Genomic DNA, 20,964 nt, shown 5'->3' on the forward strand with positions numbered 1-20,964 from the left:
GGTCTTATCAGTCACATCCATGTCACCAACTGAGTCGACGCCCTTGCGCCACAAGGTCCTGAACAGGCCAAACGCCCCCGACTTGGATCACAATGACGCCAGAAGACGGTTTCTACGACATGTGCCATGTGGTGCCGAGGGCCGGGCCCAAAACCAGGACTGGGGCGTCTTCTGGCCCGTCAGAGCGGTATTGCAGGGTGTTCACCGGTGTCTCAGTCACCCGCCAGACCCTCTCATCCGTCACGAGATCTCACATCGTCGGGGTGAACCTGGCGGGCCTCGGCCCTCTCGCCACGGCGGATCCGGACGCTGCCGGAACCCTTGAGCTTTCGGCATACGCCCTAGGATGTTCCCTCGGACGGTGTGCATGACAGGCAAACCGCCAACAGTGCGGGGGCACGGGTGCTGATCGGGGAACGAATCCGGGCCTTGCGTGTGGAACACGGCTGGTCCCTGGCACAGCTGTCGCAACTCGTTCACTACAGCAAGAGCTATCTGAGCCGGGTCGAGAACGGTACCCGTGCGCCGTCCCTCGAACTGGCCCGCCTGTGCGACCAGGTCATGGGTACGGACGGCGAGTTGGCCCGGCTGGCCATGGCGGGACCGCAGACCTGGGAGCACCGGGAGCCGGCGGCTCCGGCAGCGGGGAACCGCAGGCGTCCCGTCCCTGCGCAGCTCCCCGCCGCCGGGGAAATGTGGGGTCGGCACAGGGAGCTGGCCGGCGTCGAGGCGATCCTCGCGCAGCAGCACGGCCCCGCCGTGATCGCAGTCGACGGGATGGGAGGTGTCGGCAAGACGACCTTCGCCATCTCGCTGGCCCGGCGCCTGAGCCCGCACTACCCCGACGGGGCGCTCTTCGCCGACCTGCAGGCGCACGGCCCGGCCGGTGCCCCGGTGATGCCGGGCGACGTGGCCACCGGACTGCTGCGCACCCTTGGGACGGCCCCGGAGGACCTGGCCGTCGGGCCGGCCGAGCAAACGGCGCTGCTGCGAAGCGCCCTGGCCGAGCGCCGGGTGGTCGTGATACTCGATGACGCGGCCTCGGCCGCGCAGGTGGCACCGCTGCTGCCTGGGGCGGGGAGCAGTCTGGTGCTGGTCACCAGCAGGCGACGGTTGATGGGCCTGAGCGTTCGGCACGGTGCACTTCGCCTGAGCCTGGAGCCGTTGGCCACTGATGAGGCCGTGCTGCTGCTGCGACGGGCGATCGGCCACCGTACACTGCCGACCGTGCGGAGCGGATCGGTCGAAGCTGCCTCATCGACCGGATCCGGTAGCGCCGACAGCGCGCTGACGGCGATCGCGCGGCACTGTGCATATCTCCCGTTAGCCCTGAAGATCACGGCCGAGCGGCTGGCGGAGCAGGGACTCGCCTTCGCCGCCTCGCTGGCCGAGGAACTGGGGCGCGCGAGTTCCCGGCTGGACGTACTGGCGATACCGGGAGAGGCCGAGACCGCAGTGCGTTCGGCGTTCGCCTGGTCGTACCGGATGCTTCCGGCCGAACAGGCCCGGGCGTTCCGGCTGTTGGCGCTTCATCCGGGCGTCGTGGCCGGGGTGGGCGCCGTGGCTGCGCTGTTGGGCGAGTCGACTGCCGTCGCCTCGCGGATGCTCGCCGAGCTGCACGCCACCCACCTGGTGACGGAGGTCGCGCCGGGCCGATACCGGATGCACGATCTGCTTCGGGAGTACGCGCTGGAACGCGCCGAGGCCGAGGAGTCCGCGGCGGCGCTCGGTACCTCCACCGAGCGGGTGCTCGCCTGGTATCTGCACACGGCCGAGGCTGCGGCCGACCAGCTGCTGGGGCAGGGGCGCCACCGTGTACCGATCGGCCCTCCGCCCAAGGGCTGCGAGCCCCTGCGCTTCGCGTCCACCGCCGAGGCTCTGCAGTGGTGCGAGAGTGAGCGCGTGAACCTGCTGGCCTGCTCCCGGGCCGCGGGTGCGGCGGGCGGCGCGATGGCTTGGCAACTGCCCTATGCGCTCTGGGGTTTCTTCTTCCTGCGTTACCACCACCACGACCAGCTGAATACCGGGCTCATCGCCCGCCGGGCCGCCACCGACGACGGCGGCCCGTTGGCCGAGGCGTGTGCCGAAGTGGTTCTGGCCAGTGCCCGTGCCGGGCTGCGGGAGCACGCGGCCGCAGACGGTCACTACCGCAGAGCGGTCGACCGATTCGCCGCCGCCGGGGACCACATGGGCGAGGCGAGCGTGCTGCTCGGGTACGTCATGTCCTGCCTGCGTCAGGGCCGCGCGGCGGAAGCGGCCGGGCACGTGGACCGGGCGCTGGAACTGTTCACAGCCGCAGGCAACACCTGGGGAACGGCGCTGGCCCTGTCCGGGCTCGGCGAGGCGTGCCTCGCACAGGGCCGTCCGGACGCGGCTCTCGAGCCGCTGGCCCGGGCGAACGAACTGCACTGTGCACACGGCTCGTTGTGGTTGCAGGCGTCGACCTGGACGCTCACCGGGACCGCGTACCGGGATCTGGGCGAACACGCGCGCGCCGAGGAGTGCTACCGACAGGCGCTGGCACTCCACGGCCGTACCGGAATGCGCGCCGGCACCGCACAGGCCCTGCACCAGCTCGGCGTCTGCCTGAGCAACCAGGGGAAGACTCAGCAGGCTCGGCGGGCCTGGCTGCGAGCGTGGGCGTTCTACGAGGCGCTGGGGGATCCTCGCGGTCAGGATGTCCGGACCTGCCTCGCCGGGCTGGCGCCCTGCCGGGTGGCGGGCGGCGGCAGCCGGCGGTTGTCGAACCCCCCTGGGGGACAGACAACCAGGCTCCACGGCTTCCGCTCGCGACAGGACTGACCGGGCCGGCAGGCACAGCACTGCCCGGAGCACGCATATCCGGACCACTTGACCCCCGCACGGGCTCCCCAGCTGTACGTGGCACGCGAACAGGGGGAAGGCTCCGTTTTGCGGGCCCCCCGGCGCCGGCATCGCGAATGCCCCCCGGCGTGGAACGTTGCCCGTTCAATTGGGCAACGGGCAACACGTTGAGCACACCGGATCGACACAGCAGGATCCATCTCGAGGAACCGCTCAACCCGCCTGGAGACAGCGGAACAGCCGGAAGGTCGAACAGCCGTGACATCCGCTTTGAACACCACTCGGGCCCCCGCCGACCCACCCGTCCAGGGCCCCCGCCGCACCCACGCCGAACGCACCGCCGATGCCGCACCGCTGCCCGACCTCGTCCGGGCGGCCGTCTCCCGCAGCGGACAGGACGGTTGGCGGATCCAACCGGGCGAGTTCTGGTGCCACGCCGTCCCGTCCGGCGCGCCCCCGCGCGCCCAGGGCCGGAAGCTGCACGTCTCGGCCACCCCGCTGTCGCAGGAGGCCCGTTCGGCGCGTTGCCAAAGTACGAGTGCGCAGGACAGGCAGACGATCGGCGAGTCACCCGTGCTTCAGACGCATGAGCGGCCTACCGAGACCGCTCGCATCACCGTCGAGGTCCATGCCTCCGACCCGATCTCCCGGGCGGGGGCGGTCAGCCAGCTCCGGCTGCACCCCGAGATGGACCTGATCGGCGATGGGCCGCAGAGCTCCGGGGCCTCCGTCGCCGTGGTGCTCTCCGACACCCTGGACACGCCGGCCCTGCTGCAGCTGCGCCGGTTGGCTCGCAGCGGCACCGCACGGGTGGTCCTGGTCGTCGGGCGGATCCGCGAGCCCGAGCTGATGCATGTGCTGGAGTGCGGCGTCAGCGCGATCCTGTGGCGGCACGAGGCCGGTCCGGAGGCCCTGCGGCGGGCCGTTCTGGCGGCGGCCCGCAGTCAGGGCGACCTCCCCGCCGACCTGCTGGGGCGCCTGCTCGACCAGGTCGGGCGGTCGCAGCGCAACGCCGGTGACGGCACCTGCCGCGTCCCGACCGACCTCGCCGCGCGTGAGACCGACATCCTGCGTCTGATCGCTGACGGCCTGGACACCGCGGAGATAGGCGCCCGTCTCGGCTGCTCGGTACGCACCGTCAAGAACGTGCTGCACGGCTTGACCACCCGCCTCCGCCTGCGCAACCGGACGCACGCCGTGGCCTACGCCCTGCGTGAGGGCTTTATCTGACGGCCCGGTCAGTCGGTGATCGGCGCTTCACGTCGGCAAGGCAAGGGGACAGCAGGGCGACCAACCAAAAAACGGTGAGGGCCCCGGCTGCGATGCAGTCGGGGCCCCGAGGCCGTCGGGGCGAGTTCGGCGGCAGCTGGTCGATGTTCCGCCGGACTGGTCAGGGTGAAGGCGGAGCTGTGCAGTGGGCCGTTGTGCACGGGCACCCCGGGGCCGGGCGGCAGGGACATGTGGAGTCCAGGACTTCCGCCTCACCGCCCAGCCTTCTTGGAGCCGAGGAGATCGGCGGCGAGGGCGTGAGCCTGGGCGCGGATCTCGGGAATGGCGGTGGATTCGAACAAGGCGCCCCGGCGCAGCGAGCCGAGGGTCCACAGGACGTCCGAGGCGGTGCCATCAGCGGGGAGCAGGCGGCCGTTGGGGGTGGTGTGAAAGCCGAGGCCGGTGGGGTCGGGGGCAGCGAGGCCGGTGGCGAGGAGGCCGGCGACGAGCGGATCGTCCACGTGGCGTACATCTGCTTGAGGCCCGGTGCAGTTGACGACGGCGCCGACGCTCAGCGTGCGGCCGTCGCGCAGGCGTACCAGGACGGAGTCCTGAGTCGCAGCGGCGTCGGCGATCTCGCCCGGGCCGACCTGTATCCGGCCCGCGGCGATTTCGTCCTGCAGGGCCCGGGCAACGGTCGGCGGGATGCGGTGGCGGTGGCTGTTCCACAACGCCTGGTCGTGGTGGAGGAAGTGGGCCTGAGCGGCCGGGGAGAGGTGCTGCCACAGTTCGGCGGTAACCGGGCGGAGGCCGTCGATTCCCACCCGCCAATCGCCGTACGTGCGGCGACAGGCCGAAACGTGGCTCAGCAGGCTGCGGCGGATCTGCCGGATGTCCGCGCCCGAGTCGAAGGAGGGCGGGGGAGCCACGGGTAGCGGCGATTCGGCGTGCGGCTGGGGCAACAGGCCGTGCCGGGAAATCGCCCGGACCGCACGGCCCGCGCGACTGAGGGTGAGTGCGACATCGACCATGGTCAGTCCGGTCCCGACGAGGAGGACGTCGCCGTGGTCCGGCAGGCATTCGAGGGCCCCCGGGGCCCAAGGGGCGGGCAGGTACCGGGAGGAGCGGTGCAGGGCGGGCGGCACCCAGGCCGAACCGGGGGGAAAGTTGCCCAGAGCGAGGACGGCCGCATCCGCCGGCACCGGCTCGTCGGAGCCGAGGTCGAGGGTCACGCCGTGGTCGGTCCGGCGTAGGCCCACCGCCCGTTCGTGGACCCGGTGCAGGCGTCCGGGGCCAGGCCCGGACGCCGCGGCGTCCAGCACGTCGGCGAGGTACTCGCCGTAGAGGGCCCGGGGGACGTGATCGGCGCCGGCATGCACGCCGGGGGCGCGTCGGGTCAGCCAGCGGACGAAGTGGTCCGGTGCGTCGTGGTACGCGCTCATTCGGCCGGCGGGGACGTTGAGCAGATGGTGCGCGGCGGTCGAGGCGTAGGCAACGCCTCGACCGGTGACACCCGGGTCGATCAGCAACACCTGCAGTTCGGCCTGGAGCGCGGCCGCCCTGCGGAGAAGCTGCGCCGCGGTGAGGGTGCCGGCGGCTCCGGCGCCGACCACGGCGATGCGGGGCGTCTCAGGCATCGGTGCGTTCACCTCGGAAGATCCAGCGTGCCCCGCCCACCATGCCGGCGGTGAGGGTGGTGCCGTCGGCCGGGTCGATCAGAAGCAACGACCCGGTACGGCGATGGTCGGAGTAGTGGTCCAGAGCCAGTGGCTCGGCGGAGCGCAGGACGACGCGGCCGATGTCGTTGATGCCGAGTCCGTCGGGGGCGAGCTCGGCGGCGAGGGTGTCGGTGTCGATCCGGTGGGAGACCTCCACCACCAGGGCCCGCACCGTGCGGGTGGTGTGCTTGAGGAGCACCTTGGCACCGGGGAGCAGCGGGCGCTCGTGGAGGTGGCAGACGGCAGCTTCGACATCGCGGGTGAGCGCCGGCAGCGGGTCGGTGGCGATGAGGTCGCCGCGTGAGACGTCCACCTCGTCGGCGAGCAGCACCGTCACCGACTGCGGTGCCCAGGCAGTGTCGACGGGCTCGCCGAGCAGGTCCAGGGCTGCGACGGTGCTGGTGCGACCGGAGGGCAGCACGGTGACCGGGTCGCCGACACGCAGCACACCAGAGGCCAACTGGCCCGCGTATCCGCGGTAGTCCGGATGTTCGGCGGTCTGCGGGCGGATCACGTACTGCACGGGAAAGCGGGCCGGGCAGGCTGTCAGGTCGTGGCTGACGGGGACGGTCTCCAGGTGCTCGAGCACGGTGGGGCCGCCGTACCAGTCCATCCGCGCGGAGGGCTCCGCCACGTTGTCGCCGGCGAGCGCGGAGATCGGGATCGCGGTGATCTCGGGAACACCCAATGCCGCGGCGAGCACGGTGAATTCCTCGGCGATGGCGGCGAAGACCGGCTCGGCGTAGTCGACCAGGTCCATCTTGTTGACGGCCAGCACGACGTGCGGGACGCGCAGGAGCGCCGCGACGGCTGCGTGGCGGCGGGTCTGCTCGACGACGCCGTTGCGGGCGTCGACGAGGATGACGGTGAGTTCGGCGGTGGAGGCTCCGGTGGCCATGTTGCGGGTGTACTGCACGTGGCCGGGGGTGTCGGCGAGGATGAACCGGCGCCGGGGGGTGGCGAAGTAGCGGTAGGCGACGTCGATGGTGATGCCCTGCTCGCGTTCGGCCCGCAGGCCGTCGGTGAGCAGCGCGAGGTCGGGTGCGTTCCGGCCGCGGCTTCGGGAGGCGCGTTCGACGGCCTCCAACTGGTCGGCGAGGACGGACTTGGAGTCGTGCAGCAGGCGGCCGACCAGGGTGGACTTGCCGTCGTCGACCGATCCGGCGGTGGCGAAGCGCAGCAGCGAGGCGGGTCCGGTGCGGACCGTGGTGGCGGTCATGGTCAGAAGTACCCCTCGCGCTTGCGGTCTTCCATGGCGGCTTCGGACATCTTGTCGTCGGCCCGGGTGGCGCCGCGTTCGGTGAGGCGGCTGGCGGCGATCTCGGTGATCACGTCGGCGATGGTGGCGGCGTGGGAGTCGACGGCTCCGGTGCAGGACATGTCGCCGACCGTGCGGTAGCGGATCAGGCGGCGCTGGACCGTCTCGTGGTCCTTGGGGCCGCCCCAGTCGCCGGCGGTGAGCCACATGCCGTTGCGGGCGAAGACGTCGCGCCGGTGGGCGTAGTAGATCCCGGGGAGTTCGATGCTCTCGCGCTCGATGTACTGCCAGACGTCCAGCTCGGTCCAGTTGGAGAGCGGGAAGACCCGTACGTGCTCGCCGGGCGCGTGCCTGCCGTTGTAGAGCGACCAGAGCTCGGGCCGCTGGCGACGCGGGTCCCAGGTGCCGAACGCGTCGCGCAGCGAGAAGACCCGCTCCTTGGCGCGGGCCTTCTCCTCGTCGCGGCGACCGCCGCCGAAGACGGCGTCGAACCTGTTCGACTCGATGGCGTCCAGCAGCGGAACGGTCTGCAGCGGGTTGCGGGTGCCGTCCGGGCGCTCGCGCAGCCGGCCGTCGTCGATGAAGTCCTGCACGTGCGCCACGTGCAGGCGCAGGTCGTGCCGGGCGACGGTGCGGTCGCGGTACTCGATGACCTCGGGGAAGTTGTGCCCGGTGTCGACGTGCAGCAGCGGGAACGGAACCGGCGCGGGCCGGAATGCCTTCATTGCCAGATGCAGCATCACGATGGAGTCCTTGCCACCGGAGAACAGGATCACCGGACGCTCGAACTCCCCCGCCACCTCGCGGAAAATGTGCACCGACTCCGCCTCCAGCGTCTCCAGCTGCGAGAGCGTGAAAGTGCAACCGCCGGTTACTGTCGTCATACCGTGCCCCTCAGGCGAACTCGTCGAAACCGGTGCGGCGGGCCCGGACACTCTGGACCTGCAGGACGGCCGCCATGACGCCGAACCAGCCGAGGGCCACCACGCACTCCCAGCCCACGTCGGCGTAGTCGCTCCGCCCTGCCATGAACTCCCTTACCGCGGTGAGGCCGTGGGTGACCGGGAGGAGCTCGGTCAGGGTCCTGAGCCAGCCACCGGGGTGGCCCAGCGACACCAGGACGCCCGAACCGAGCATGATCGCTGTGTTCAGGAGGTTGCCGACCAGGACATCGGAGCGCCGTCCGGTGGCGACCGCCGCGCCGGCCAGACCCAGGCCCAGACTGGACAGCGCCATCAGGGCGTAGAGCGGGAGAAGCGGCAGGACGCGCAGGATCAGACCGGGGGAGCCGAGCAGGAGCGAATCCACCAGCAGACAGCACACCAGCAGGACGAGACCGTGTGCGCCGTGCACCAAGGCCCGTAGCGCCGCCACCAGACCGACGGGCATGACGCCCCGGCGCAGGCTCGGCATCGTGCCGGAGTCCTTGTCGTCGACCAGGACGTCCGCGACCGCGATGACCGTCTCGCCGACCATGACCTGCGCCAGGGCGCCGGTCATCAGGAAGGTGTCGTCGCCCAGGTGCAGCATCCTCCCGAGCAGGACGAGGAACAGGACCTGCATCAGGGCCTGCGGAACCATGCTGGAGAGGAGGACCCGGGCCGGGTAGACGACCAGGAAGTCGCGCAGGGACAGCCGGAAGACCAGCCGGGCCCGCCACACCACGTCAGAAGAACTCAAGGGTGCCCCGCCTCCGTCCCAGATCGACCGCGCGTCCGAAGACCACGACTCCGGCCGTGGCGTAGAGCACGCCGAGCGCTACCAGCGCCGCCACCTGCCCCGGTCGGACCGAATTGCCCAGCGCACATTCGCTGGTGAGTACCTGCGCCCAGTGCAGACTGATGAACCAGGACGGCCAGCGCAACCAACTCGGCATCAGCGTCAGGGGGATGAGCAGACCACCGGCCAGCACCACCGGGTACATCAGCGCCTCCGAGATGCGCACCGCGGCCCGGGTGAGGATGAACAGAGAGCCGAGCAGCATGGCCAGCCCGACGGTGCTCAGTGCCGCCAGCACCATGAGGGCGGCGAAAAGCAGCGGGCGGTTGATGTGCACCGGAGCCCCCAGGGCCAGCATCATCACCGTGGTGGTGACGCTGATGGCCGTTCCGGAGACGGCCACCGCGCCGAGGCACTTGCCGAACAGCACCACGCGTGCGTCGCACCAGCTGCGGACCAGCTGCGGCATCGTGCCCTGCGCACGTTCGCGTCGCAGGATGCCGCCGGCCGACCAGATCGTGCTGCCCCACAGCGACATCATCGCGATGCCGAGCATGTCGGTGGTGGCGGCCTCGGGCGTCAGGGCCCGACCGTACATGGTGATGACGAGGTAGGCCGCCGGCTGCACCACTCCGAGCAGGATGGGGAAGGGGCTTCCCCTCATGCCGGCGATCTGGAGCCGCGCGGCGGCCAGCCCGACCTCCAGATAGCGCAGGGCTCGAGCCGCGGCGCTCATCGCGAGTCCGTCCGGGGCTCCGAACCGGCGGACCCGGTCAGCAGCTGGAAGACGTCCTCGAGTCCGACCGGGCGGACCTGAACGTCCGCGGTCCCGGCAAGGCCCACGAGTTGCTCCACCGAGTGCAGCAGCTCCGGAGTCCAGCGCTCCACGGGCAGCTCCAGGGTCCAGGAGTTCTCCGCGGCGGTCAGCCGGGTCTGGCCCTCGCGTACCACAGGGTGCTCGGTCATCGCGCTCAGGACCGTGCCGGTGCCGCTGATGGCCAGGGTCGCCACGGAACTGGCCTGGCGCAGGAACTCCGGCAGCGCCAGGTCGTGCGTGATCCGGCCGCCCTGCAGCAGGACGACCCGGTCGGCCAGCCGCTCGATATCCAGCAGTTGGTGGCTGGTCAGCAGGATGGAGACGCCCTCGGAGCGGAGCTTCGCGACGGACTGACGCAGTCGCTCCGCCTCCGGTGGGTCCAGGCCTGCCGTCGGTTCGTCCAGCAGGAGGAGTCTGGGGCTGCCGATCAGGCCGATCGCCAGGTGCAGCCGTTGCCGCATTCCGCGCGAGAACGTCTCCACGCGTACCCCGGCCGCCTCGCCAAGGCCCACAGCCTCCAGGGCCGGCAGCGCGGACCGCTTGACCTCGGCTCGGGACAGGCCGGAGAGCATGGCGAAGAAGTGCAGGTTGTCCAGGGCGGTGAGCCGGCCGTAGAGTCCGCGTTCCCCGCCCAGGACCATTGAGGTGAGGGCTCGGACCCGCTTGGCCTCGCGGACGACGTCGTGTCCGCACACCCGGACGGTGCCCGCGGTGGGGAGCAGCAGCGTGGAGAGGATCTTGATCAGCGTCGTCTTGCCGGCTCCGTTGACACCGAGCACCCCGACGATCTCACCTTCGGCGATCTGCAGGTCCACGTGCTCCAACGCCACCTTGGGCATGGCGGAGCCACTGAACGTGCGGCGCAGGCCCACTACTTCCAGTGTGGGATGACTGGTCATCATGTCCTAACGGAAACCGGGGGTCTGGGGGAGCAAGCGAGTGTGCGGTGCCCGGCCGAAGCCGGGCACCGCACAGTGCCTCAGATCTTCGCGCGCTCGGCGGAGTAGTCGCCGTCCTCGATGATGTCGAACATGGTGGTACCTCCCTTCCACGGTCTCGTGGAACCGCTCCGGTCGAGCGGTTCGCTGTGCCCCGGCGTCGCTGCCCGCTCCGGGATGAACCAGGCGAGCAGAACGCCGGAAGTCTCTAGTGCGGTGTCCGACCGCGGCCCTCGACCCGGACCGGGTCGAGCAGCAGTAGCGCACCGGCCACGGCGGGCCCCGGGCGGTGGAAGCCACCGGTGGGGCTGAGAGCGACCACGCTGCGCAGAAAGGCTCCCAGCGGCAGGTGGATCACCGCGCCGTCCACGGCGGGCCCCGGCTCGCCGTGCCGGAGCCGGTAGCCGACGAGGGCCAGGCTCAGGGTGCCCGCGTGCGGGTCGACGCCTCCGCGGGCGCGGCCGATGTCCACCACGTGAATCGCCTCGGCCGGACGCGTCAGCAACTCCTGCGCCGGCAGTTCCGGGCCCCGCAGGACCAGGTTCGTCGCCGAGATGATCGCAGTGGGCTGGGTGCTGCTCACCCAGCCGTTTCCGGTCGGCGCGGTGGCTCCGCGCTCGGCCGAACTCCGGTTCTGCAGCAGGCCGGTGGGGAACCCGTCACGGACCAGGACGGTGTCCTGGGTAGGGGTGCCCTCGTCGTCGCAGGGAACCCGGATCAGGCCGCCCGGTGAGCGGCCCTGGTCGACCAGGTCGAATCCGGCGGCGAACAGCCGGGTGGCCCGGTCGGCGTCGCTGGCAGCGGCCCGGTCCCCGTGGAAGCGTGGGGCCAGCATGGCGAGCAGGCCGGCTGTTGCCTTCGGTGACAGGATCAGCGGCAGCTCGGTCGCGTCCAGTGTGGTCGGGTGCAGCAGTCGCACCGCCGACTCGGCCGCGGCCTGCGCCGTTTCCAGCAGCGGGAGTTCGGCAGGCATCCGGGCGGCGCAGTCGGCCCGTGCGGTGACTCGGCTGTCCCGCTCCTCGGCCACCACGCGGACGGCTGCCACCGCCTCCTGGTGTGCGTAGTGGATGCGCAGTCCGCGGCTGTTCACCACAGCCGCCGAGAGGTCGAACCGGCGGACCGAGGCCTCCGGCACATGGCGCGCCGACGAGTGGGTGGCCAGTGCCGCACGGTCCAGTTCCCGTGCCTGCTCGATGCACTCGGTCACGCTGTCGCGGGCCTCCGTGTCCTGCGCTTCCGCCTCGGGCCCGGGGGCGAAGGCAGGCGCGGCGCTGACAGGCCCCTCGCCGAGCGACAGCCGGCGCAGCTGCCGGGCCCCGGCCAGCGCCCAGCGCAGAGATTCGGGATCGGTGCTGCTGACCACGGCAGCGCCGGAGGAGGAACTCCCCACGCTGCGGACGTGGACACGCAGTATGCCTGCGACGCCCGCCTGGCTCGGTGTGCTCTGTCGCACAGCCACCTGGGTGTGGCGCTCGTACCGGGCGAACACTTCGATGTCCTCGCCCGGCCGGGCCTCGGACAGGAGCGGCTCGAGCTCTGCGGCAAGCTGTTCGGATCGGCTCATCGGTCTAGACCCCTCCCACCGTGATGCGGGCCAGAGCCAGCGAGGGCGAACGGTAGGAGACCGGCAGCCATTGCCCGCTCTTTCCGCAGAACGCCCCGAACGTCTGTGGATCGTCGCCGATCGCGCAGATGTCACGCAGGCTGGAGAGTGCGTCTCCGGTGAGCACCGAGCCGGAGACGATCCGGGTCGGCTCGCCGGACTCGATCTCCCAGCCCTCCTTCACCACCAGGCTGAAGCGCCCGGTGACCGGATCCACCGTTCCGCCGGTGGCTTCCAGGACGAGCAGTCCGGTGCCGACGCCGGCGATGATGTCCTGCCGGCTGGTCGTACCGCTCTCCAGGGTGGTCTGGGTCATCCGGGGCAGCGGCGGGTGTTCGAAGCTGCGCCTGCGGGCGTTGCCGGAGGAACGCGGGTCCCCTGACGCACCGGCGTGCAGCCGATCGGTCATGCTGCCCACCATGACCCCGGCGCGGATGAGTTCGGTGCGTTCGGGGGTGGTCCCCTCATCGTCGACGGCGGACACCCCCCAGACGCCGACCGGAGCCCCACCGTCGACGACCGTGACCGCACTGTCCGCGACCGCCTTGCCGAGCGAGTCGGCGAAGATCGAGGAGCCGAGGGCCAGTGCGTCGGCCTCCAGCGCGTGCCCGCACAGCTCGTGGACGAGCAGCCCGGCCGCGTCGGGCCCGCAGACCAGGGCCCGGGTGCCGGAACGTGCCGGCACCGCCGATTCGAGTCGCAGCGCCTGGTCGGCCGCGCTGACGCCGACGGCGGCCGCCTCGTCCGGGGTCAGGGCCGACGAGGGGAGCGCCCGGCACCAGGTTCCCGTCCCGGTCGCGGAGGGGCCGGCGAGTGCGACGTCCACCTGCAGCCGGGTCTGCCAGTCGGTCTTCGCGGCATGTCCGCCAAGGCTGTCCCAGACACCGATCTCACGCTCCCGGTCGGCGTAGGCCGCACGGACCCGGCCCCCCTGCTGCCGGGCGGCGCCGAGGGCGGTCTCGACAAGACGGCGCTTGTCCGCGAGATCCAGGAGCTGCCCGGTCACCGGTATCCCGGCCCGGCCCGTCCGTCCGATGCGCACGGCGGGAATCCGCTCGGCCGGCCGGCGGCCGTGAATGGCCCGGAAGACGGCGGCGGCGGTCGATCCCAGCTCGACGAGCGAGGCGTGGTCGTGGTCCGTGGAGTAGACGAGGGCCGTGTCGCGCCCCAGTCCCACCCGCAGGCCGACCCCCTGGACACGACTGCGAGCGGCAGTCAGCCCGCTCCTGGTCGTGCCGGTGAGCTCGGTGACCGTGGTGCGCTCGGTGAACAGTTCAGCCCATGCCCCGCCACTCGAAAGGGCGGCGGAGAACATCTGCCGCAACGCGGCGTCGGAAGGGTCGATCATTTCACTCTCCTTCCGGTTCCGGTTCTGTATGACTCGCTGCCGCTGCTTTTCCTGATGAATTGAAATCCGCGACCCGCATCGGATGCGATGCGTCGGAATTTCGTTCGAGACGTTTCTAACCGCCGGGCCGAAGCGTTGTCAAGCATTGTTTCGAGGCCTGCGCCACATTGCCCTTTCGGGCCGGAAGGCTGCCCTTTCGGGCAGAAAGAATTGCCCTTTCGGGCAGTCGCGTTGTCCGCACAGCACTTCGGGCCCGTCGCGCACGGGTTCTTTCGGGGGAGCATGGCGTCCATTGCATTCTGGTTGCAACCTGCTGTTGCGACCGGATGTCCCCCTGGGGTAGCTTGCGTGATGCCAGGGGAAATCCCCCTGGTTTGTTGTGGTCAGAATTCCCGTGACCGTTGCAGGGCTTTGAAGTAAAGGGGCGCGGCGGGCGTGGAGAACTCGGGTGGCGCTGCCTTCGCTCCGCCGGAAACCATCCGGAATACCTTCTCCTGAGGTGACCGCCGGGACTCGGTGCCGGGCGCCCCTCCGAGAATTCTGACTCTTCTGAGAAACTCCTCCGATCCTGCCGCACAGGAATTCGGTTCGTACGAGGACGTCCACCCGCTCAACATCCTCTTCTGCCCCTCGCCGCAGGACCTGCCGGCGTCGCTTGACATGCGGCTGACGATCGGCCGGGTCGAGGGCGAGGCGGTGGGCCGGGCCGGGACGTCGCCCGCAGTGGTGCGGCGACGCAGCACCCTCACCCAGGGCGGCAGTTACTCCACGTCTCGATCCCGTACCGCATCCGCATCACGCCAACCGTGCTCGGCAGCCCTGCCGGGCAGAAGCTGAGAGGAGCCACACCCATGCTGTGGACCACCCACGACGTCTCCCTTACGGACGAACACCGCGCTGCCGCACAGGAGGTGATCGAGCAGCTCGGAGGCGTCGAGCAGTTCTCGCTCCTGATGCTGTCCGGCAGCTTCGCAGCCGGGCTCGGCCACAGCGCCTCCGATGTGGACCTGTACGTCACGCGCGTCGACAACGCCCCGGTCGAGAGCGTCGCGTACCCGCGCCGCGGCTTCATGGTGCAGGTCACCGAGGTGGATCGGGCGGCGGCCGAGCGGATCGCGGCTCGGGCGGGCAGCTTCGCGATGACCGCGACCAACCGGGACGCGCTGCGTCTCTCGCCGGCCGAGCGGCGCCTGCTCATCCGGCTGTCCATCGGTGAACTCTTGCACGCCGATGCGGATTTCGACCGCACCCTGGCCGGGATGGACCGCATCGCCGTCCAGCAGTCCCTGAACCTCCCGCGGGCTCTCGCCACGGCGAGCTGGCAGGAGGACGTCGCCGGCGCGATCCTGAGCGAGGACCCTTACACCGCCGACCAGGCGTCCTACCTCGCTCTCCAGGAGGCATGCGACATAGCGCTGGTGGCCGGCGGGGACATCTACGACGGCCAGAAGTTCCTCTACCGCAGGCTGGCCCGGTCGGCGGTCTTCCAGCCGCTGATGGACGTCGTCTGGGAGCTCTTCCACACGCCTCTCGAGCACGGCGGATCCAAGGAGCGGGTCTTCGACGTGGCGCGCCGCCGCTGCCGGCTGGCGTCCTTCCTCGTCGGCCACGCGGTGACGACGGGCTGGACCGTGCCACTGACCGAACTCCCCGAGTACCGCAACGACGCCGAAGGCCCGCTGCGCAGCCCTTACTTCGGGCTGGTCCAGTACCTTGACGGGATCTCCCTCGCCGGGGCGGACAGGGGCTACAAGGTGACTCCTGCGCTCGCGCGGCTTTGGTTGGCCCTCGACGGCCGCAGCATCGAGCAGGTCCGTGCCGAGGTGCTGGGCGAGGACAGTTCGGCGCACGACGAGTTCGACGCGGCGATCGCCCGACTCGTCGAGCTGGGCGCGGTCGAGGAGCCGGCCGCGGACCGGTCGGCCGGCTGAGACAACCGGCCGACCGCGTCCAGCCCTGGTACCTGCCTGTCCACCCAAGGAAGAACGATTCCCGATGAGCGATACGTTTGACAAATCAACCCAGCCTCCGCCTGCCTACTACCAGCTGGGCCCCGCCCGACTGGTCGGCGGGAGCGGCCTGCGGGTCTGGGACGCCGACGGGCGTGAGTATCTGGACTGTGCGGCAGGCACTTTCAACCTCTCCCTCGGGCACAACCACCCGGCCGTGGTGGACGCCATCAAGGCGCAGACCGACGACCTGCTGTTCGCGAGCTCGATGTTTCAGACCGACGTCTCCAATCGGGTGATGGAGATGCTCGTCGAGCTGAGCCCTGCGAACCTCACCCGGGTCAACCTCCGCAGCAGTGGTGGCTCGACGGCCACGGAAGGGGCGGTGAAGATCGCGCAGCTGCACACGGGGCGCCGCGATGTGATCGTGCCGTTCCGGGGACACGTCGGGCAGACGCTCGCAGCCAGTGGCTGGAACGGCATGTCCCGACTGCGAGCGCCGTTTCCGACGGTCTACCCGGGTGCGGTCAACGTCCCGGACCCTTACTGTCACCGATGTTTCTACCGGCAGAAGCCCAGCAGTTGCGATTTCCTCTGCATCGATCGCATAGACGACTTCATCAGGTATGCCGGTTCGGGCAGCGTCGCGACCATCCTGATCGAGCCGATCAGTGGTGCCGGCGGCAACATCGTCCCCCCGCCGGGATACCTGAAGCGTCTGCGGGAGTTCTGTGACGAGCGGGACATCGTCCTCATCTTCGACGAGACCCAGACGTCGTTCGGACGTACCGGATTCCTGACAGCAGCCGAGGCCTTCGGTGTCGAGCCGCACATGATGACCGTGTCGAAGGGGCTGAGCGGTTCCGGTCTGCCGTTGGCGGCGATCATCACCGAGGAGCGGCTCGTAGGCATGGACCGGTCGCAGCACGGCTTCACCTCGGGCGGACACCCGGTCGCCGCTGCGGCTGCCATCGCCACGCTGACGCTGGTCCGCCGGCCGGAGTTCCTCGAGAACGTCCGTTCGGTCGGAGCCGCCCTCAAGGCCGCCTTGCTCGACCTCGGTCGCACGTACCCGGAGATCTGTGACGTCCGTGGTCTGGGGCTGATGCTCGGTATCGAGCTGTCGGAGCCGGACGGGTCGAAATCGCCGCGCCTGGCCAATGCGCTGCATGCGGCGCTGATGGACCGCGGGGTCATCACCCGGGTGTCCGAGCACAGCGAGGGAAACACCATCGAACTGCGGCCCCCGCTGATTCTGACCCACGAGGACGCTCGGCTCGTGGTCGAACGCTTCGGGGAGGCACTGGAGATGATGCGGGTGCGCTCATGATGTCCGACGACACCGTGATGGTCTTCGACGTCGGCGGTACCCACGCGCGCTCGGCGGTGCTGGACGGCGAGAACCGCCTGCACGACCTCGCCGTTCAGGCGGCGCCGTCCTGGACCAGCTGCCCGGGTGAGGGGGCGGCCTCGCTGCACCGGCGTCTCGTGGATCTGATCGTCGCCGATGCGCGTCGGCTGGCCCGCCGCCATACGGTGACCGCGGTCGGAGTGTCGCTGGGCGTGGCGATCGATGCACGCACCGGCATGACGGTGGGATCAGGTCCCCTGTGGGGTGACGGGGTCGGGCACCGGTTCGACACCGCCGCGGCGCTACGGGACGCAGCGCCCGAGTTCCGGTGGACGGTCGTCAACGACGTCACCGCGACCGCGGTGGCGTTGGCGGCACAGCCGGACGTCCAGCGCCTGCGCCGGCTGGCTGCTGTCGTCGTCGGCAGCGGTATCGGGCTGCGGACCATCGAGGTCGGCACCGGCAGGGTCCCCGTATCCGCGGACACCGGACTGCAGGGTGAGATCGGGCATCTGCCGGCCGGGTTCCGTATCGGCGCACGGGAGATCGTGTTGCCCTGTGACTGCGGTGCGACCGGGCATCTCAGCGCGTACGCGTCGGGTCGCGGCATCGACCGGATTCTCAAGCTGCTCGCCGCCGAGGGCACGTCCTGGCTGGCCGCTGACGCTCCTCTGAACAGCCAGTTCGCACAGGCTGTGGCCGGTGGTGAGCGAGAGGCGCTCACAGTGCTCGAAGCCGTGACGCGGCCGCTCGCACACGCGTTGCTGTCAGTTCTCAGCACCGATGCCGAGATCGACCGTCTGGTTCTCACCGGTGGCGTGCCCGAGGGGCTCGGCAGTGAATATCTGGCGTGTCTGACGGCCCGGATGGATGCGGTGGGGCTCTACGGACGGTCGGGCTCACTGGCCGACAGGATTCAGGTGGTTGCACCCGGTGCCGAGCCTGCGCTGCAGGGAGCCGGGATGCTGGCCCGCTCCGGCGCCGCCGGATCGCGAAGCTGGATCGTGCCGGGTGACCATCCGAAGTCGTACAGCGTGGTCATGGCTCCGGACATGCTCGCTTCCGGCCGAAGCACGCTGCGGGCAGCGGCAGGGCTGGGCACGCACGGCGCCGCACGGCGACTCGTCGTAGCCGACAAGCGGGTGTGGGAGCTCTACGGGGACGCGCTGACGGACGCGCTGACGGGTGGATCGGAGAACGTCGCCCTCGACACGTTGCTGCTCGAGCTGGACGAGTCGTGCAAGAACCTGGCGGCGGTGTCCGATCTGGTGGACGCCTTCGACCGGTTCGGTCTGCTGCGTCGATCGGAACCGGTCATCGCGGTGGGTGGCGGCGTGCTGCTCGACCTCGCGAGCTTCACCGCCGGCATCTACCGGCGGGGTGTTCCGCTCATCAAGGTGCCGACCACCCTGCTGGGGATGATCGATGCGGGCATCGGTGTCAAGACGGCGATCAACTACGGCGGGCACAAGAGCCGGCTGGGCACCTACAGCCGTCCGAGCCGAGTCGTCATCGACCCGGGGTTCCTGCGCACGCTGGACCCCCGCGAGTACCGCTGCGGCCTCGGCGAATCGATCAAGATAGCGGTCGTGGCCGATGCGGCGCTGTTCGACCTCCTCGACACGCACAGCCGTGCTCTGGCCGCGGGCACGCCGGACCCGCGAGTGGAGTCCGAGGTCATCGAGCGCAGCATCTCGGCCATGCTCGGCGAACTCGTCGGAAATCTCGGCGAGGACCGGCTGGACCGGCTCGCAGACATCGGGCACGCGTTCTCCGGTGCCATGGAGATGTCCCTCGAGCCCACGCTTCTGCACGGTGAGGCCGTCGCCATCGACCTTGCTGTGACCGTCATGCTCTCGCGGAACCGAGGTCTTCTGCCGTCGGCCGTCGCCGACCGCATCATTCGCGTCCTGACCGGCTTGGGCCTGCCGACGATTCATCGGGACATGACCCTCGACCTGCTGGTCGAGGCATTGGCCCATACCAGCCTGCACCGTGACGGCCAACAACGCCTGCCCCTGCTGGAGGACGTCGGCCGCGCCGTGTTCGTCAACGATGTGACCGAGGCAGAACTGGGCGAGGCGCTGGCGGCGCTTCAGGCCCGGCAGTTGCAGGTGGCGTCGTGACCGGGTGGCAGCTGGTCCGCTCCGGCCGCCGGGTCCGGATCGTGCCGATGGAGAGGCTACGGGGTGACCAGCCGTACGTGTCGATGCTCGCCGTGGGGCTGTGCGGCACCGATGTTCAGATCGGCGCCGGCCACCGGGGGGACGTGGCCGGGGTGCTCGGTCACGAAGGCGTCGGGATTCTGCACGGCGTCCCGGGTGGCGATCGGATGGTCGTGTTCAACCCCGTGGATGTGCGAGACCAGGATTCGATACTCGGCCACAGCTTCGACGGCCTGTTCCGCAGCTGGGTCCCCCTGGGGCCGGAGCTGCCGCTCAGCACGTTGCAGGAGGTCCAGCCGCTGGACCCGATGGCGGTCCTCACGCTGTGCGAGCCGCTCGGCACCGTCCTCTACTCGTGGGAGCTGATCGAGCGCTCGGCCCCGGCCGGCCCCTTGTCGGTCGGCATCTGGGGCGCGGGCCCGATCGGGTTGCTCCACGTGCGCAGAGCGATCGATCAGGGACACGATGTCGAGCTGGTCGAGGCGCGGCCGGAACGTCTGGCCTGGGTGGAGGACCATTCCCGCCTCGCGCCCGTCCACCTCTCCGTGACCGGGCACCGCACGCCGCGGCCACTCGATGTAGCGATCGTCTGTGCCCCGAGGCTGGCGATGGCGAGCGCCGTCCGGGAGGCAGCGGACGCACTGCGGCCCGACGGGACGATGGTGCTCGTCACCGCGCTCGATGCGGCGGCAGCGGCTCCCACCTTCGTCGACGCCACGGTCGGCCGGGTGCGTCGGCACAACGTCTGCGGCAATGTCGATCCTGAGCTGGGCATGGTCACGGCGGTCTCGCACGAGGGCAAACCACTGGTGCTCACCGGGCATCGGGGTACCTCCTTGGCTCAGTTGCACGCGGCAGAATCGGCCCTCCGCGCAGATCCCGGTGGGTACGGCGCCCTCATCACCCACGAGTTGAGTCCCGAGGATGCAGTGGATGTGATCAATCGTCGGCTCGACGGACAGTTCCGGACCGCTGACGGCTCTGAAATCGTCAAGGTCGTCGTCCGCTTCCCTGATGGCGGTCGCCATGGATGAACGATGGAGCAGGCGCCTGGAACTGGTGCCCGGCGGGGTTCGGCTCACCACCTGTCCGTGGCCGCGCTCGACGTCCCCGTCCTGGGTGCTGGTCTCTCCACAGACCGTAGGCCTGTGCAGCTCGGACCTCAAGGAGGTCCACCGGAGCCGCGATGTCCGGTCCGACTTCGGTCACGAAATGGTCGGTCTGGTTCACAGCAGCAGTACGGACGACTTTCCGCCCGGCCTGAGGGTGTGCCTGGACCCTCATATCCCGGTGACACGGACAACCGCGTTCGGTGAGACGGCACTGCTGGAAGGACCGCCCGACCAGCTGCGCGCCGCCCTGCCGACCGTGCCCGACGGCACGCCGGACGACCGGGCGGTCTTCACCGAGCCTCTCGCGTGCGCCGCCCACTGCGCCGGCAACGTCCCGGCCGGTTCCCAGGTTGCGATCATCGGTGCGGGAACCGCGGGGGTACTGCTGACGGTGCTGCTGAGACTCAAGGGGTGCCAGGTCACACTGGTCAACAGGAGCCCCGAACGGCTGACCGCTCTCTCCCGGACGGCCTTGCTGCGGGAGGTGCCGAAGGTCCTCAGCCGCGAGGTGGGAACGCGCACGTTCAGCACCGTGGTCGTCACCACGGCGTCGCTCGACGGCGCCACCTTCGACAGCGCCTGGGACCTGTTGCCGCAGGACGGTGGACGTCTCGTCCTGTTCGGCGGCATCAGGCCGGACTGGCGGGTACCGGGCACGCAGGTGCTGCTGGACGGCATCCGTCGCAGTGAACAGATGCGCGAGCTGGAGCGGGGCGGGCGCCGCGCGCTGTTGGTGGGTACGCACGGCGCCACCGGCGCCGACTTCGCCGCGGCCGGCGCGGTGCTGGCGGCGCCGCTTCCCTGGACGACCAGCCACGTCGAGGAGCTCATTGTGGACCGGGTGACCCTGCCTGGCCTGGCCGCGCTGCTCAACGATGCGGTCAGGACGGGCAGGGACCCGATCGGAAAACACGTGGTGGACATCCGCCGGTAGCGACCGGCGTCCACCGCACT

General features: G+C 70.3%; 15 protein-coding genes and 1 pseudogene. 8 read left to right on the plus strand and 8 right to left on the minus strand.

Annotated elements, in window-relative coordinates:
* Positions 1-402 precede the first annotated feature (402 nt).
* The 3 genes and pseudogenes from ACFPP6_RS20480 (at position 403) to ACFPP6_RS20485 (ending at position 4,053) form a co-directional block, all read left to right on the plus strand.
* A complete protein-coding gene (locus ACFPP6_RS20480; RefSeq protein ID WP_382044290.1) occupies positions 403-2,802 on the plus strand; it encodes an ATP-binding protein in 2,400 nt (799 codons plus the stop codon).
* Positions 2,803-3,081: 279 nt separating this feature from the next.
* Positions 3,082-3,324, plus strand: a pseudogene (locus tag ACFPP6_RS36665) (class III lanthionine synthetase LanKC N-terminal domain-containing protein); the annotation flags it as partial.
* Positions 3,325-3,381: 57 nt separating this feature from the next.
* On the plus strand, positions 3,382-4,053 hold the full coding sequence (locus ACFPP6_RS20485) for a helix-turn-helix transcriptional regulator (protein WP_382044598.1): 672 nt from the start codon (positions 3,382-3,384) through the stop codon (positions 4,051-4,053).
* Between the two features lie 251 nt (positions 4,054-4,304).
* Here the strand turns inward: ACFPP6_RS20485 and ACFPP6_RS20490 are convergent, their stop codons facing one another.
* The 8 genes from ACFPP6_RS20490 to ACFPP6_RS20525 all read right to left on the minus strand — a co-directional run bounded on the left by ACFPP6_RS20490 (position 4,305) and on the right by ACFPP6_RS20525 (position 13,433).
* Positions 4,305-5,669, minus strand: a complete 1,365-nt coding sequence (locus ACFPP6_RS20490) for an FAD/NAD(P)-binding protein (RefSeq protein ID WP_382044293.1) — start codon at positions 5,667-5,669, stop codon at positions 4,305-4,307.
* Entirely contained in the window at positions 5,662-6,969 is a 1,308-nt protein-coding gene (locus tag ACFPP6_RS20495) for a sulfate adenylyltransferase subunit 1 (RefSeq protein ID WP_382044296.1), read from the minus strand. The genes ACFPP6_RS20490 and ACFPP6_RS20495 overlap by 8 nt, the downstream gene beginning before the upstream one ends.
* A 2-nt stretch (positions 6,970-6,971) precedes the next feature.
* Complete coding sequence (cysD, locus tag ACFPP6_RS20500; protein ID WP_382044299.1) at positions 6,972-7,892, minus strand: sulfate adenylyltransferase subunit CysD; 921 nt, start codon at positions 7,890-7,892, stop codon at positions 6,972-6,974.
* Between the two features lie 10 nt (positions 7,893-7,902).
* Complete coding sequence (locus ACFPP6_RS20505) at positions 7,903-8,688, minus strand: ABC transporter permease (protein ID WP_382044302.1); 786 nt, start codon at positions 8,686-8,688, stop codon at positions 7,903-7,905.
* Positions 8,675-9,463, minus strand: a complete 789-nt coding sequence (locus ACFPP6_RS20510) for an ABC transporter permease (RefSeq protein WP_382044305.1) — start codon at positions 9,461-9,463, stop codon at positions 8,675-8,677. The genes ACFPP6_RS20505 and ACFPP6_RS20510 overlap by 14 nt, the downstream gene beginning before the upstream one ends.
* Positions 9,460-10,446: an ABC transporter ATP-binding protein gene (locus ACFPP6_RS20515; protein WP_382044308.1), complete on the minus strand. Its 987-nt coding sequence runs from the start codon at positions 10,444-10,446 to the stop codon at positions 9,460-9,462. The genes ACFPP6_RS20510 and ACFPP6_RS20515 overlap by 4 nt, the downstream gene beginning before the upstream one ends.
* 244 nt (positions 10,447-10,690) lie before the next feature.
* Positions 10,691-12,046: a metallopeptidase TldD-related protein gene (locus ACFPP6_RS20520; RefSeq protein WP_382044311.1), complete on the minus strand. Its 1,356-nt coding sequence runs from the start codon at positions 12,044-12,046 to the stop codon at positions 10,691-10,693.
* A 4-nt stretch (positions 12,047-12,050) separates the two neighbouring features.
* Positions 12,051-13,433 carry a TldD/PmbA family protein gene (locus ACFPP6_RS20525; protein WP_382044314.1) on the minus strand — a complete coding sequence of 461 codons (1,383 nt, stop codon included), beginning with the start codon at positions 13,431-13,433 and terminating at the stop codon, positions 12,051-12,053.
* An 851-nt stretch (positions 13,434-14,284) separates the two neighbouring features.
* Here ACFPP6_RS20525 and ACFPP6_RS20530 point away from each other — a divergent pair.
* The 5 genes from ACFPP6_RS20530 to ACFPP6_RS20550 all read left to right on the plus strand — a co-directional run bounded on the left by ACFPP6_RS20530 (position 14,285) and on the right by ACFPP6_RS20550 (position 20,944).
* Complete coding sequence (locus ACFPP6_RS20530; RefSeq protein WP_382044317.1) at positions 14,285-15,364, plus strand: hypothetical protein; 1,080 nt, start codon at positions 14,285-14,287, stop codon at positions 15,362-15,364.
* Between the two features lie 64 nt (positions 15,365-15,428).
* Positions 15,429-16,712, plus strand: a complete 1,284-nt coding sequence (locus ACFPP6_RS20535) for an aspartate aminotransferase family protein (protein WP_382044320.1) — start codon at positions 15,429-15,431, stop codon at positions 16,710-16,712.
* Positions 16,709-18,859 (plus strand): ROK family protein, encoded by a 2,151-nt coding sequence (locus ACFPP6_RS20540; protein ID WP_382044322.1) that lies wholly within the window; start codon positions 16,709-16,711, stop codon positions 18,857-18,859. Before ACFPP6_RS20535 ends, ACFPP6_RS20540 begins: the two co-directional genes overlap by 4 nt.
* Complete coding sequence (locus tag ACFPP6_RS20545; RefSeq protein ID WP_382044324.1) at positions 18,856-19,932, plus strand: hypothetical protein; 1,077 nt, start codon at positions 18,856-18,858, stop codon at positions 19,930-19,932. The genes ACFPP6_RS20540 and ACFPP6_RS20545 overlap by 4 nt, the downstream gene beginning before the upstream one ends.
* Positions 19,913-20,944 carry an alcohol dehydrogenase catalytic domain-containing protein gene (locus ACFPP6_RS20550; RefSeq protein WP_382044327.1) on the plus strand — a complete coding sequence of 344 codons (1,032 nt, stop codon included), beginning with the start codon at positions 19,913-19,915 and terminating at the stop codon, positions 20,942-20,944. The genes ACFPP6_RS20545 and ACFPP6_RS20550 overlap by 20 nt, the downstream gene beginning before the upstream one ends.
* Positions 20,945-20,964 lie beyond the last annotated feature (20 nt).

The sequence above is a fragment of the Streptomyces aureoversilis genome, from assembly GCF_042657885.1.
Classification (GTDB): Bacteria; Actinomycetota; Actinomycetes; order Streptomycetales; family Streptomycetaceae; genus Streptomyces; species Streptomyces aureoversilis.